At 37.8% G+C, this 13,791-nt stretch carries 11 protein-coding genes; 5 read left to right on the top strand and 6 right to left on the bottom strand.

The features are described from left to right. Positions 1 to 15: 15 nt before the first annotated feature. Positions 16 to 816, bottom strand: a complete 801-nt coding sequence (gene xthA / locus CVP05_RS00500) for an exodeoxyribonuclease III (protein WP_100287603.1) — start codon at positions 814 to 816, stop codon at positions 16 to 18. A 293-nt stretch (positions 817 to 1,109) separates the two neighbouring features. On the opposite strand from xthA, the gene CVP05_RS00495 reads away from it, so the two are divergent. From CVP05_RS00495 to CVP05_RS00475, 5 genes are all read left to right on the top strand, one after another. Next, positions 1,110 to 1,979: a putative selenate ABC transporter substrate-binding protein gene (locus CVP05_RS00495; protein ID WP_100287884.1), complete on the top strand. Its 870-nt coding sequence runs from the start codon at positions 1,110 to 1,112 to the stop codon at positions 1,977 to 1,979. A 78-nt stretch (positions 1,980 to 2,057) separates the two neighbouring features. Next, positions 2,058 to 2,792 (top strand): phosphonate ABC transporter ATP-binding protein, encoded by a 735-nt coding sequence (locus CVP05_RS00490; protein ID WP_100287602.1) that lies wholly within the window; start codon positions 2,058 to 2,060, stop codon positions 2,790 to 2,792. 7 nt (positions 2,793 to 2,799) lie between these two features. Then, positions 2,800 to 3,573, top strand: a complete 774-nt coding sequence (locus CVP05_RS00485) for a PhnE/PtxC family ABC transporter permease (protein WP_100287601.1) — start codon at positions 2,800 to 2,802, stop codon at positions 3,571 to 3,573. Next, complete coding sequence (locus CVP05_RS00480) at positions 3,573 to 4,430, top strand: PhnE/PtxC family ABC transporter permease (protein WP_100287600.1); 858 nt, start codon at positions 3,573 to 3,575, stop codon at positions 4,428 to 4,430. Before CVP05_RS00485 ends, CVP05_RS00480 begins: the two co-directional genes overlap by 1 nt. A 222-nt stretch (positions 4,431 to 4,652) precedes the next feature. Then, positions 4,653 to 7,223 (top strand): TonB-dependent receptor, encoded by a 2,571-nt coding sequence (locus CVP05_RS00475; RefSeq protein ID WP_100287599.1) that lies wholly within the window; start codon positions 4,653 to 4,655, stop codon positions 7,221 to 7,223. A 45-nt stretch (positions 7,224 to 7,268) separates the two neighbouring features. Here the strand turns inward: CVP05_RS00475 and CVP05_RS00470 are convergent, their stop codons facing one another. The 5 genes from CVP05_RS00470 to CVP05_RS00450 form a co-directional block, all read right to left on the bottom strand. Continuing rightward, positions 7,269 to 10,007, bottom strand: coding sequence for a M16 family metallopeptidase (locus CVP05_RS00470; RefSeq protein WP_100287598.1), 2,739 nt, complete (start codon positions 10,005 to 10,007; stop codon positions 7,269 to 7,271). 112 nt (positions 10,008 to 10,119) lie between these two features. Further along, positions 10,120 to 11,034 (bottom strand): siderophore ABC transporter substrate-binding protein, encoded by a 915-nt coding sequence (locus CVP05_RS00465; RefSeq protein ID WP_100287597.1) that lies wholly within the window; start codon positions 11,032 to 11,034, stop codon positions 10,120 to 10,122. A gap of 17 nt (positions 11,035 to 11,051) precedes the next feature. After that, a complete protein-coding gene (locus CVP05_RS00460) occupies positions 11,052 to 11,816 on the bottom strand; it encodes an iron ABC transporter ATP-binding protein (RefSeq protein ID WP_100287596.1) in 765 nt (254 codons plus the stop codon). Continuing rightward, positions 11,807 to 12,772: an iron chelate uptake ABC transporter family permease subunit gene (locus CVP05_RS00455; protein WP_100287595.1), complete on the bottom strand. Its 966-nt coding sequence runs from the start codon at positions 12,770 to 12,772 to the stop codon at positions 11,807 to 11,809. Before CVP05_RS00455 ends, CVP05_RS00460 begins: the two co-directional genes overlap by 10 nt. Further along, the gene (locus CVP05_RS00450; protein ID WP_100287594.1) at positions 12,765 to 13,718 is read right to left on the bottom strand and encodes an ABC transporter permease; all 954 of its coding nucleotides are present in this window, start codon (positions 13,716 to 13,718) and stop codon (positions 12,765 to 12,767) included. Before CVP05_RS00450 ends, CVP05_RS00455 begins: the two co-directional genes overlap by 8 nt. Positions 13,719 to 13,791 lie beyond the last annotated feature (73 nt).

Here is a 13,791-nt window from a genome sequence, read left to right as displayed (position 1 = left end):
CTTTATAAAAAATATTTATTTAAATGTCGCCCAAATTGGCGCGTGATCCGATGGTTTTTCCATCCCTCGAATGTGTAAATCAATGCCGGCATCCACACAACGTGTTGCCAAGCTCTGATTTACCAAAATATGATCAATCCTCAACCCTCGATTATCGTCAAAGCCTTTTGAACGATAATCAAACCATGAAAATTGATTATTCACTGTTGGATTTAATGCACGAAATGTATCTACTAAACCGTAATCATACAAGCGTTGATACCATTCTCTTTCTTCTGGCAAAAAGGAACATTTGCCTGTTTTAAGCCAACGTTTGCGATTTTCCTCGCCAATGCCAATATCTAAATCTGATGGGCTGATATTCATATCCCCCATAACAATCACATTTTTTCCAAGTAATTCTTGTATTAAATATTGCTGCAAATCTTCATAAAACTTGGCCTTTGCTGGGAATTTAGTGGCATGATCACGGCTTTCACCTTGTGGAAAATAACCATTAATCACTGTAAACTCGCCAAACTCACCCTCAAAATCCGCCATAATAATCCGTTTTTGCGCATCAGAATCATCTGTTGGAAAACCCTTACGCACCGCCTTTGGCTCTTGTTTGGTTAACAATGCCACGCCATAATGCGCTTTTTGCCCATGATGAAAAATATGATAGCCCAAATTTTCAACTAAATTATAAGGAAAAGCGTCATCATCTACTTTGATTTCTTGCAAACCGATTATATCCGGTTGGTGTTGCGCAACGATTTCATGTAATTGATGTGGCCTTGCACGCAATCCATTAATATTAAAAGAAATTACTTTCATTCTTTAAACCTCTGTTATGTCCATAACGCCATTATAACAGATAATAAACGTTTGATTTATTTCAAATATACAATATCCGTAAAACCAATATACTCCCCTTTTTTAACTGGGTAAAGTGCGGTCATTATGACAAATCTTTTTCTAGAAAACGATTTTATTCTGTGTTGCCAATAAGCGATTAAATATTACTTGTTTTTTTCATTGAGATCCCGTATCTTCATGACGTTCATTTTTTATCAATGAACAAATCTCAACACGCTAACATGTTAGCGCCTTTAAAATTTGGAGAAAATATGAAAAAAATGTTTGCAAGTTTTGCGACAGGTTTTACTGCATTGAGTGTTCTACTTAGCCCAGCAACTTCTCTCGCGAATACTACCTTTAAGATTAGTGCCATTCCTGATTATAATGCGACCGAAATGACCCGCTCATTTGATAGCTTCGCAGATTATCTAAGTAAAGAAACCGGATTAACCGTCCAATATGTGCCAGTGACTGACTATGCCGCTGTGGTTACGGCATTTCGTCGTGGTGAAATTGATCTAGTTTGGTTCGGCGGGTTAACTGGAGTACAAGCACGCGCTAGAGTTGAGGGGTCTTCTGCTATCGCTCAACGCCCACAAGATGAAAAATTTCAATCTGTTTTCATCAAACAGGCGAATTTAGATGATGTGAAAGATATTCAAGATGTCAAAGGGCATTCTCTTGCATTCGGTAGCGAAAGCTCTACATCTGGTCATTTAATGCCACGTTTCTTTTTATCTCAAGCAGGTATTGTGCCTGAAAAAGATTTAGAAGCTCAACCAATTTATAGTGGCTCACATGATAAAACCTATGCTTTAGTTGAAGCTGGTACTGTTCAGATTGGTGCAGTAAATAAGCAATATTGGGATAAAATGGTAAAAGAAGGTAAAGTGAACAATGACAAAGTGGTTTCATTTTACACTACCCCTGAATATTATGATTATAACTGGACAATTAATTTAGTAGATAACAAATTTGGTGCCGGTACAAAAGAGAAAGTCAAAGCCGCTTTATTGAAAGCTGACCGTTCAAGTTCTGAAGTCATGAACTTACTGTCTGCCGAGAAATTTATCGAAACCAATAATGATAACTACAACGATATTGAGCAAGTCGCCAAAGAGTTGAAATTAATTAAATAATAATTTATCAGGGTTGGTTTTGGGGGAATTACGCCTATTAGATTCCACTCAAACCGCCCTTATTTTCTAAGGTTATTTATGTCTCAACATATCCTTTCCTTGCACAATGTTTCCAAGCGTTTTAATGAAAAACTCGTATTAGATCGTGTTTCATTGAATATTCAGTCGGGAGAAATTATTGCTTTAGTGGGCCCAAGTGGTTCAGGCAAATCCACCCTTATGAATGCGATTATGCGCACACTCCCCCTCTCAGAAGGGACTATTTTGCTTGATCAAACAAATATTCTTGATTATCACAATAATAAAGTCTATGCGCAAAAAGTAGGCATGCTGCATCAGCAGTATGATTTAGTCAAACAACTTGAAGTCGTACACAACGTCTTAGCTGGACGATTAAACCGTTGGGGAATATGGCGATCGTTATTATCGCTATTTAAACCGCAAGAGATCCCATTGGCTCAATCCGCCCTTACCGCTGTAGGATTAAGTGACAAAATCTATCGACCTACCACTGAATTATCCGGTGGCGAGCAACAACGCGTTGCTATCGCTCGTTTACTCGTACAAAATCCGATGTTGATTTTAGCTGACGAGCCGGTTTCAGCTCTAGATCCGGTAAATGCCCACAATGTTTTAACATTACTGACCAAATTAGTGCGAGAACATAACAAAACCCTAATAGCAAGTATGCATTCGGTGGAATATGCAAAAACCTATTTTGATCGAATGATCGGCATTAAGGCTGGCAAAATTCTCTTTGATCTCCAAACTGATCAAGTGACTCAACAACAACTGAATACCTTATACAAATGAGTACAAGATGAAAACCTCTTTGAATGAACGCCGCCATATTTTAACCCTAATACTCTTGTTGGTATTCTTATTTAGCTTATTTGCCATTGATCATGAAAAAGGTATTATGCATTCAGGTGGCTGGGCAACTTTACAGCGTTTATTCACCAGTCTACTTCAGCCCGATTTTTCCCCTGCATTATTAAAATTGGCATTCAAATCAAGTTTGTTAACCTTTGCCTATGCCTTACTCACCATTTCTTTAGCCTTAATAAGTGGTTTTATTCTTGCTATTTTTGCTTCAGGCGTGCTATTTCCCTCTAAGTTATTACAAACCACTGCACGAGCAATACTTGGTTTTTTACGCGCTATTCATGAATTAATTTGGGCATGGTTTTTTGTCGCAGCCGTAGGACTAAACCCTATTGGCGCGATATTTTCTCTCGCGATTCCTTATTCTGGCTATCTAGGTAAAATTTTCGCAGATACCCTGCAAACCGTGTCTTATAAGCCAATTGCAACCTTAACTGAAAATGGTGCAACCCCCTTGCAATTATTGATTTATGGCTATTTACCACAGGCTTTCCCTATGATGTTGAGTTATACCATGTACCGCCTTGAATGTGCGATTCGCTCTTCCTCTGTTCTGTCCTTTGTTGGACTGGGCGGTATTGGTATGCAGATTCAGCTTTCCTTGCAAGATTTAAGATATGATCAAGTGTGGACCTTTTTAATTTTTCTCGTTGCGATGATTATATTTATTGATCGCTGGAGTTACGCCGTCAGAAAGAGGGTGAAATAATGCATAAATTACTACAACACATCGATCGTTATTTTATTAAATATTCCTTTTGGCTTGTTTTATTATTGCTGATTTGGTCTTGGTTATATATTTTAAATGAGCAACCCAATGCTTTTTCCGATCTCTTTCAAGCAAAAAATGTCAATTATTTGATGGAATTTATAGAGGGCATGTTAGGCCTAGACGAAGCAATACCGGCTTACCTCGATCCTGAAATGTGGAAAAAAGCTTTATGGTTAACATGGGAAACCTTTGTCATGAGTATTTTAGCAACAGGGATTGCGGCTATTTCCATGTTTATTTTGGTGTTACCTTCCGCTCGTAATGTTGCACAAGGAAAATTAGGTTTTCAGGCTGGTTGGCCTCATAAAATCGCTTATCATTGTAGCCGTTTCTTATTTTTATTTAGCCGTGCAGTGCCGGAATTAATGTGGGCGATGATTTTGGTCTTTATCTTTAAACCGGGTATTGTGCCAGGTGCATTAGCGCTTGCTATTCATAATCTTGGGGTATTGGGTAAATTATGTGGCGAAGTCATCGAAGATATGGACGAAAGGCCTATCCGTTATTTAGCTCAAAATGGTGCTTCACAAACACAAATTCTGTTTTATGGGATTTATCCTACTGTCATGCATGCCTTTTTGAACTATATATTATACCGTATGGAAAATATTATTCGTGCCACTCTCATTGTGGGCTTTGTGGGAGCAGGCGGATTAGGTATGCAATTTAAATTAGCCATGAGTTTCTTTCATTATTCCGAAATAACATTGTATTTATTATGCTATCTCATGCTCGTCTATCTCACTGATTTATTATCCACTTGGGCAAAACGTTATATTACCACGCGAGATTAATCATCATGTCAGTCATAATGTTTAACCACATATGTTTTATGTGGTTATTCATGCTTCTATACGTTTTCTTTCTCAAAAAAATTGCAAAAATTCACCGCACTTTTATTTTCTTTCAGATTTACGATTCAGCTCTCATTTTTCACTTATCCATCATATTGCTAAACGAAGAAAAATCCAGATAATTGAGAACAATTCTCTTTTGCATAATTTAAGGATAATTCTATGGCAAAAAAACTGATTACAGCCGTGTCTGTCGCGACACTTTCCACTCCATTTGTGTCTGCAAATGAAAGCCAATTTGTCGATAATGCCCTTGATACGATTTATGTCAGTGGTGATTTTATTGCGAATGCCGAACAGCGTTTAAATGCCGACACTATTGCTCGCAAACCCAAAGGCAACGGCAGCATTACAGGATTATTAAAAGGCAATCCTGCGGTGCAATTTTCTGATACGGCGAATAATTCTACCAAAGGGGGAGAAATTGCGCCTGAAATTATTACTATCCATGGTGAACCCTATTATAACAATCAATTTATTCTAGACGGTTTATCTAATAATGACATTATGAATCCCGGAGCAAGCAATGGCGGCTATAAATCCGAAAAAGATTATGAAAATCCAGCGAGAATGACCTTAGCGCCTGGCTCACCTGAAGCATTCTATGTAGATTCATCTCTGCTCAAAAACTTAACCGTATACGATAGCAATGTTCCCGCAAAATTTAGCCATTTTACCGGTGGTGTATTGGAAGCTGAATTAAAAGAGGCAGATCCGACTCGCGTTAGCGGCATGATAAGCTATCGGACCACACGGGATAGTTGGACAAAGTTTCAATTAAGCGACAAAGAACAAGACGAGGGGTTTTATGAGGCGGATGCTATCCATGATATGCAGCCCAAATTTGTTAAACATATTTTTAATTTCACTTATAATCAGCCTCTTTCCGCAGAAAGTGCCGCTCTATTTAGCTATAACCGTACTCAATCCAAGATGCCTGAATATCATAAAAGTTTGCAAAAGCGACAAAAAGAACGTCGTTTGAACGAAACCTTTATGCTCAAACTCTCCCATCAACTTACAGAGAATCATCTTCTATCCGCGACAACTATGTATTCCCCCCATAGCGCCACATTCTTTCTAGATAACGTGCGTAATGGTCGCTACCAAACTGACGGGGGCGGTTGGCGCTTCAATTTAGATTCCAAATTGCAGTTAGATTGGGGGCAAATTCATTCTATCATCGGCTATCAGTATCAGCGCAACCGTATTAAATACGATGGTGGCTATCAATATCATAATTGGCAAGCACAAAATATGGATTTTGACTGGTGTACGACCTATAACAATAACACTGGCAAATGTACTTGGGCGCGAGAAGGCGGGTTAGGCGAGCTCTCATCTCAAACACAAACGAGCAGTCTTAAGCAAGATTATGATCTCAATAGCCTCACTTGGGGGACTGTCGACCATAATATTGATTTTGGTTGGCAAGCAGATATTATCCGAGCTAAAGCACAACGCCCACAAGATCTCTATTATTTCTCCGCCACCACAGCCAATGCTTATAAAAATGTTGCAACAAATTGTACTGATTGTATTGCCGGTAAACAATATGCCAATAACCTTATGCTTTATCCTGCGTATGGGGCAAAAGTCAACGTCTATAATTACAGCGCTTATGTTGCAGATGATATTTTTTGGAAACGGTTAAAATTAACACCTGGTGTGAATATTAGTTATGACAGTTTCTTAAAAAATCTCAATATCGCACCGCGCTTTGCATTTAATCTTGATGTATTCAATGATAATAAAGTTCACCTCACCGGTGGCGCAAATCGCTATTATGCCGGTAATATGCTTGCCTATGCTTTGCGTGCTAATATTGCCTGCAATCAATCTTACCGACGCACTAGCAGTACTGCCGACTGGCTAAACGGTAACTGCTCAAACCATACTTCATGGGCAAACAGTGATTCTCTTAAAACGCCACACAGTGATGAAGTGAATCTTGGATTTAGCTATCAATTAGCGGACAATATTTTGAGCTTTAATTGGGTGCGCCGTGATAGTCGCAATCAATTTACCCCTGTTAAAATCAAAAAAGCGAATAATGAAACAGAACGTACCATGAGTAATAATGGTCAAGGTACAACCAATACATTCACCTTAGATCTACGTACAATCCGACCATACCAAGTGGGATTGCTGGAATTAGGCTATCGCTTTGGCCTACGTTATCAGCACCGTAAAACTAACTATCATGGTAATTATGATGACAGTTTGATCCAAGAACTCACTACAACCACACCTTATCGCTATTACTTATTCGAAGGTAATCGTTATGATTCCATTAATGATTTTCCACCGATTAACTTCAATCGCCCGTGGGAAGGCTATCTAGAATTACAAACAGATATTCCAAGTTGGCATTTAAAATGGTCACATGCCATAAACTACAAAACAGGCTATAAGCGTTATCTACGTTATCAAGTCCAAAACTGCCTAGAATCTAGCCAACCACAAGCCTGTGGTGATTACAAAGGGGGTGTTTGGGATTATCGCCTAACTAAATACAGTGATAAAGCCACATTAGATTGGCACTTTATTTGGTCACCACCGATTAACGGTAGACAACAACTTGAGTTAAGTTTAGATGTATTAAATGTATTTAATAGTCGTGTCCCAACAAGTAGTGCAAATTCATCTTATCTTGGTGGCTCCGAAAACCAAAGTTTTGTCAGCTACGAAACGGGTAGACAATTTTGGGCAGGCATCGCCTATAAATTTTAAATAAAAACAAACCGCACTTATTATTAAAGTGCGGTCTATTTTTTATTATTTTTCTGGCTTATTTGGTGTTGTGATAAACAAACGTTGATTTTCATTACTGTAGAGCTGAGTAGCCAGTTTTTTCAAATCCTGCAATGTCACCTGCTCCAATAAATCATTCACCTCAGTCAAATAACGAGGATCCTGAAATTGATTTTCACTGTAAATCAACCAATTAAGCCATAATTCCGGCGTATTGCGTAAATTATCCTCTGTTTGCTTATAATACGCTTTTGCAGTATCCAAATCGGCTTGACTAATGGAATCCGGTAACGCCACAAGTACATCTTTAGCCATGTTAATCAAATTTTGAGTCATGGCCGGATTAGCAGAAAAAGTTAACGTTGTTTGCAATCGGTTGACTTCCGGCACTAAACGCGTATTAAAACGCTGCCCATAAATACCTAACGTTTCATCGCGCATTTTATAGCTTAATTTCTCTGATGCGATAGCACTCAAAAGCTCTGTTGCAAAAGCCTCTTTAGCGGTCCATGTATAAGGCGTATACATCGCCAAATAAACGTTATCTTTTTCTTCTTGATTAGCCGCAAACTGATCGTGTTCGTTACCTGGTAAAATCAGTAAGTGCGGTGTTTTTTCTGTCAGTTTTTGTCGTTTAATGGCACTCAGATTTTGTACTACAAGCTGTTTAACATCAGCCTCAGCCATGTCATTTACCAAAAAGAACGTTACTGGAAAATCTTTAATTATTTGCCATTGCTGTAGCAATGCTTCAATACTAATGGTATTAAGCTGCTCCGCTGTGGGCTGTGGATTTAACAATCTCCCGTAAACAAATTGTTCCCATGCTTGGTTACGCTTGTAATCAATAGATTTTTCCTGCACAGCTAAACGATGAAGAATATCATTTTTAACTTTATCAAATTCTTCTTTAATTCCCGTCTCTTGTTGATTTGCATAATAAAAACGCAATAAATCTGCTAATTTACGGTTTTCAACCGTACTTAAAATATTTAATTTTTCAAACCCTTGTCGCATAACTAATGGAATTGCATTTTGTTCTTTCCATTCAATCATTTGATTACGTGTTCGATCTAAAGGTGCATTCATTCCAATCAGCTGTAACGCCAATTTACCTTGCCAGCTTTTCACGCCTTTCCCATTAGAACCGGCCTCACTTTGTGCCACAAAATAGGTTTTATCTTTCGCCACTGGTGTTTTTAACCATACCACTTTATCACCATTAGATAAGGTCCAATATACGACATTTTGAGCCTCAAAACGCTGCTCTTCTACAATACTACCTTGCTCTAACAATGCAGGAAGTTGCATAGCCTGCAAATTGGTTTGTGCCGGTTTAGGTTGGTCAGCTTGCGTCGCCTGTTGCTGCCATTTTACAACAAGATCAGGGCTGATCGGCTCTACTTGCTCCGTTAATGGCGGCATATATTGTACAATTTGATCTCCGCTAGCCAACCAATGCTGAATACGCTGATTCACCATATCCAAACTGATCTGCGGCAAATTTTCTTTAACCAATTCTTCCACTTTAGCTTGAGGATAAAACGTTTTATCATTCAAAACGGTATTAATCATTTCCTGTACCCACTCATCAAAACTATAACGAGTTTGTACATTGCGATCGTTATCCAGTTGAGCCAATATTTTTGCCTTTTGCTTTTCCAATTCTACTTCGGTCATAGGATAGCGTTTTAAACGCTCTGTTTGAGCAATCATATATTGTAAGGCTTGATGGTGAGATTGTTTTTCCACATTCGCACTCAACATAAATACAGATGTCGTTTTGCCAATAGTGTATTTTCTACCACCTAATGAACTAATCATTGAAGGTAATTGAGATTTTTCATCTTGGAAACGCTGATTAATTAAAGCGGTCGCTAAGTTATCAATTAATCGTTGATAAAATCCTTCGTCAGTTTGCTCCTGGCTAGCTGTATCATCAAAACGCCATATATAGGCCACTTGGCTATTATTATTTTGTGGATCGCTAAGTTTATCCACCTGAATACGTGTTTTCAGTGTAGGCTCATAATAATCACGAGTTGGTAAAGGCTGAAATTTCAAATCGCCAAAAAAAGAGCGGATCATATCTTCAACTTTTTTGACATCAAAATCGCCTACCAATAATAATTGCATATTATTCGGCACATACCATTGGCGATAATAATCTTGCAATTCCTTAACCGGCATAGTGGTAATACTCTGTTCTGTCCCGATCACTGGACGATTAGCATAACGCGAATCTGTGCGGGTTGAACTTTGTCTTTGTTCATATAAACGCCGTCTCGCACTGTCACGTGAACGCCATTCCTCTAACACTATTTTGCGCTCATCTTCCCAATCCTGCTCAGTGATTTGAGCCTCAAATAGCATTTGTTTAACCACATCTAAAGTTTGCGCTAAACTAAAATGTTGTGGAGGCATATAGAGGTAAGTGGTGTGATCTTGATTAGTAAACGCATTGTAATTTTTTCCACGCAGCCAGCCTTGCTCATGTAAATAAGGCATCACGCCATTTGGATATTTTTCACTAGCACGAAAAGCCAAATGCTCAACCATATGCGCACCGCCACTTTGTTGCATGGTTTCATCAATACCACCGGCATACACACGCATAATCACATCAATACGCCCTTTCTGTTTATCCAAAGGCAACAGAGTATAGCGTAGTCCATTATCCAGCTTCCCCTGAATTGGAACGGGCTGTTGTGCAAAACTTACAGATGTCAAAAAAATAATAAATAGAGAAACAATTATACGCATTGATTATTAGGCACTTTTGAATATGTACCGCGAATCCTAAAGTCGCCAACTCCTTGTTGAGAAATAAAAAGGAAAGGGCGAATATTATCCGCCCCATAATGAAAAATATTTTCTATTTTTTCACCGCACTTTCAAGCTCTTTGACCATATTCTCAGTTGCTTCTAAGCCACCGAAAGCCAAATACCAATTAGCCGGATCAAGATAAACAATATGATCAGATTTTGCGGCTTGCGTTTGTTTGACAATCGCGTTATCTAATACTTTTTGTGCGTTATTGGTTTTATTTGTTACCGCAGCAGAACGATCAATCACTAACAAATAATCTGGATTCTGCTCCAACACATATTCAAAACCTACTTTTTGCCCATGGGTTGAACTTTTAATATGCTTATCCACAGGGGTAAAACCAAATTTTTGATAAACCATTGCATAACGAGAAGTATCGCCATAAGCACTTAAATTACTTTCATTAACCAATAATACTAATGCATTTTTTCCTGCGACACTCGCTTGCAAATGAGAAATTTGCTTATCGAGTGCAGCTAGTTTTTCTTTGGCTTGCGCTTCACGATCAAAAATTTTTCCAAGCGCCAACACATTTTGTTCTAATCCTGCATATTGATCATGATAATCAAATGTAAATTTATACACAGGTGCGATTTCTTGCAAACGCCCCCAAAGCTGTTCTTGGCGTGTTGCTGCAATAATTAAATCTGGCTTTAACTCATTAATTTTTTCAAAATCAGCTTCTTTCGGTGAGCCAATATTTTCATATTGAGCATCTTTAAATTCTGCTAAGTATTGAGGAAGCACACCACTTTTAGTTACGCCTACCACTGTGGATTTTTCACCTAGTGCTCGGATAATATCTAAGGCAGCAAAATCCAATACCACAACTCGTTTTGGCTGTTGTGGCACTGTTTGTTCACCGGAAGGGGTATGAACGTTAATTTCCGCTGCATTAAGTGTTTGTGTACTGAATAATCCCATCAATGCCAAAGCCATGGTGAGTACGCTTTTTTTCATGTTATGCTCCTTTTAATTTAATTTCTAAAGTAAATCGCTATACGCTGTTGTTCTATTTCCTGAATCGGGATAGGCATATTATAAATCTCTTGTAAGATGTCACTTCTCATCATATCCGCAACGCAACCTTGCTGTACGAGTTTTCCGTCTTTCATAGCAATAATATAATCTGAATAACAAGAGGCAAAATTAATATCATGAATCACTATCACGACCGTTTTATTTAGCTCTGTCACGAGTTGACGCAGTACTTTCATAATTTGCACTGAATGTTTCATATCTAAATTATTAAGTGGTTCATCTAATAATATATAGTCCGTATCTTGCGCCAAAGTCATTGCAATATAAGCACGTTGTCGCTGTCCACCACTTAAATTTTCAATATACTGATGGCGAAGTTCATCTAAACCCATATAAGCAATTGCGTTATCAATAAAAGTGCGGTCTATTTTGGTTAAATTTCCTTTGGAATAAGGAAAACGCCCAAATGCCACTAAATCTTCAACAGTTAAACGCAAGTTGATATGGTTGGATTGCTTCAGTATTGCTAATTGTTTTGCAATATCTGCACTTTTTTGTTGCTTCAATGTTTGACCATTTAAAAACACATCGCCACTATCTGCACTCAATAGACGACTAATAATCGCAAGCAGCGTACTTTTTCCTGCGCCATTTGGCCCAATAAAAGACGTAATAGCACCTTTAGGGATCGTCACAGATACATTATCCACTACTTTCTTATCCCCATAAGATTTATTAATTGCTTTAATTTCTATTGCCATTTTTTATTTGTTCTCAATAGTAAATAAATAAAATATATTCCACCGACAAAATTCACAATAATGCTTAATGTCGTATTAAAACTAAAAATGTGTGTCACTAAAAATTGTCCAATAATCAGGGCAATAATCGCGATACACATTGCTGCAGGAATCAGTACACTATGGCGATAAGTACGAATGAATTCAAAGGTGACATTCATCACCAATAAGCCTAAAAATGTCATTGGCCCAACTAATGCTGTCGATACAGAAGTTAATATTGCAACAATAATTAATAATCGCCATGTTAGCTGATGGTATGCAATACCTAAATTAATTGCTGAGTCTCGCCCTAATGCTAATACATCAAAATAACGCATATATTTTAGTGTATATAATATGGTGATAACCAAAATACCTAAGGCATACCATAAAATCTGTGTATTGATACGGCTAAAGCTAGCAAATCCAATATCTTGTGCCACTTGAAATTCATTTGGATCAATTAATACTTCCATAAAAGTCGTTAAACTTTGAAAAAACGTACCAAAAACAATGCCCACTAAAAGTAAAAAGAAAATATTTTGCTGTTCCTTTTTAAACAAGAACATATAAAGCCCTAGCGCAAATAACACCATCAATCCTGTGGATATAAAAAAAAGCAACACAGAATTCATAGACAATAATGTTTTTGCACCAAAACCAAAGATAATCGTCGTTTGAATTAATAAATATAATGAGTCCAAACCTAATATAGCGGGTGTTAAAATACGATTATTCACAATAGTTTGGAAAATCATTGTCCCTAGTGCGATCGCGGCGCCTGTAATCACAATCGCAATAAGGCTTAAACCTCGATGATATAGGGCATATTCCCAACGATTAGGCAGGTTATAACCTAAATATAATGCGATGGAAATGACAACACATAATAATAAAATAAGGAGCTGGGAAGCGGTGCTTTTTTTCTTAGACATTGCGGTACCTTTTTAATAATAAATATAAAAAAATACCACAGCCGACTACCCCGACAACCGCGTTAATGGATATTTCATAAGGATAAATCAGCGTGCGCCCTAAAATATCACAAGCTAAAACAAACACCGCCCCTAAAATAGCAGTATGAGATAAAATCTTTTTCAAATTATCGCCTAAATACAAAGTCACTAAGTTTGGAATAATCAGACCTAAAAATGGAATTACACCCACAGAAACAATAATAATCGCAGACACTGTCGCAACAATTGCCAATCCTAAGTAGAGTATTTTCTTATAATGAAGCCCTAAATTCGTCGCAAAATCCTCCCCCATTCCCACAATAGAAAAACGGTTGGCGAATAGATAAGCGATAACTAATGCTGGCAAGCTTAAATACAATATTTCATAACGTCCACTCATGACTAATGAAAAGTCGCCTTGTAACCACCCCGCAAGGTTTTGTAGTAGATCTTGTTGATAGGCAATAAATGCGGTAATAGAACTGATAATATTGCCAAACATTATCCCCACTAACGGTACGAAAATTGTGTCTTTAAATTTAAGTCGAGACAAAATTGCCATAAACAATAACGTACCCAAAAATGCTACGATCACCGCGATCCCGGTTTTCAGTAGTATGGACGCTGAGGGGAATAATAATATAGCAATTAATACGCCAAGGCGCGCCGAATCCATTGTGCCAGCAGTTGTAGGAGAAACAAAACGATTACGACTGAGTTGTTGCATGACTAAACCGCAAATACTCAAAGCCGCACCCGCAATTAAAATACTCACTAGGCGTGGAACACGACTAATGAGAAAAATTTGCCATTGGCTTGCATCAAAATTTAACAATCCTTGCAAATTTACCGTACTCACCCCTAAAAACAACGATGTGATCGATAATAAAATTAATAAAATGAATAAATAACGCCGCTTAATCATCCGACAAATTAGGCCAATAATTAAAATGAGAATAATTCCTATAACTATGTAATATAACAGTCTTGCGGCATGA

The sequence above is a fragment of the Conservatibacter flavescens genome, assembly GCF_002795425.1.
GTDB classification, from domain to species: Bacteria; Pseudomonadota; Gammaproteobacteria; order Enterobacterales; family Pasteurellaceae; genus Conservatibacter; species Conservatibacter flavescens.
This window is presented reverse-complemented; position numbering and strand designations above follow the sequence as displayed.

Coding starts and splice junctions, on each gene's coding strand:
- CVP05_RS00490 (WP_100287602.1), top strand. CDS start 2,058: ATGTCTCAACATATCCTTTCCTTGCACAATGTTTCCAAGCGTTTTAAT.
- CVP05_RS00480 (WP_100287600.1), top strand. CDS start 3,573: ATGCATAAATTACTACAACACATCGATCGTTATTTTATTAAATATTCC.
- CVP05_RS00450 (WP_100287594.1), bottom strand. CDS start 13,718: ATGATTAAGCGGCGTTATTTATTCATTTTATTAATTTTATTATCGATC.
- CVP05_RS00495 (WP_100287884.1), top strand. CDS start 1,110: ATGAAAAAAATGTTTGCAAGTTTTGCGACAGGTTTTACTGCATTGAGT.
- CVP05_RS00460 (WP_100287596.1), bottom strand. CDS start 11,816: ATGGCAATAGAAATTAAAGCAATTAATAAATCTTATGGGGATAAGAAA.
- CVP05_RS00475 (WP_100287599.1), top strand. CDS start 4,653: ATGGCAAAAAAACTGATTACAGCCGTGTCTGTCGCGACACTTTCCACT.
- CVP05_RS00465 (WP_100287597.1), bottom strand. CDS start 11,034: ATGAAAAAAAGCGTACTCACCATGGCTTTGGCATTGATGGGATTATTC.
- CVP05_RS00470 (WP_100287598.1), bottom strand. CDS start 10,007: ATGCGTATAATTGTTTCTCTATTTATTATTTTTTTGACATCTGTAAGT.
- xthA (WP_100287603.1), bottom strand. CDS start 816: ATGAAAGTAATTTCTTTTAATATTAATGGATTGCGTGCAAGGCCACAT.
- CVP05_RS00455 (WP_100287595.1), bottom strand. CDS start 12,772: ATGTCTAAGAAAAAAAGCACCGCTTCCCAGCTCCTTATTTTATTATTA.
- CVP05_RS00485 (WP_100287601.1), top strand. CDS start 2,800: ATGAAAACCTCTTTGAATGAACGCCGCCATATTTTAACCCTAATACTC.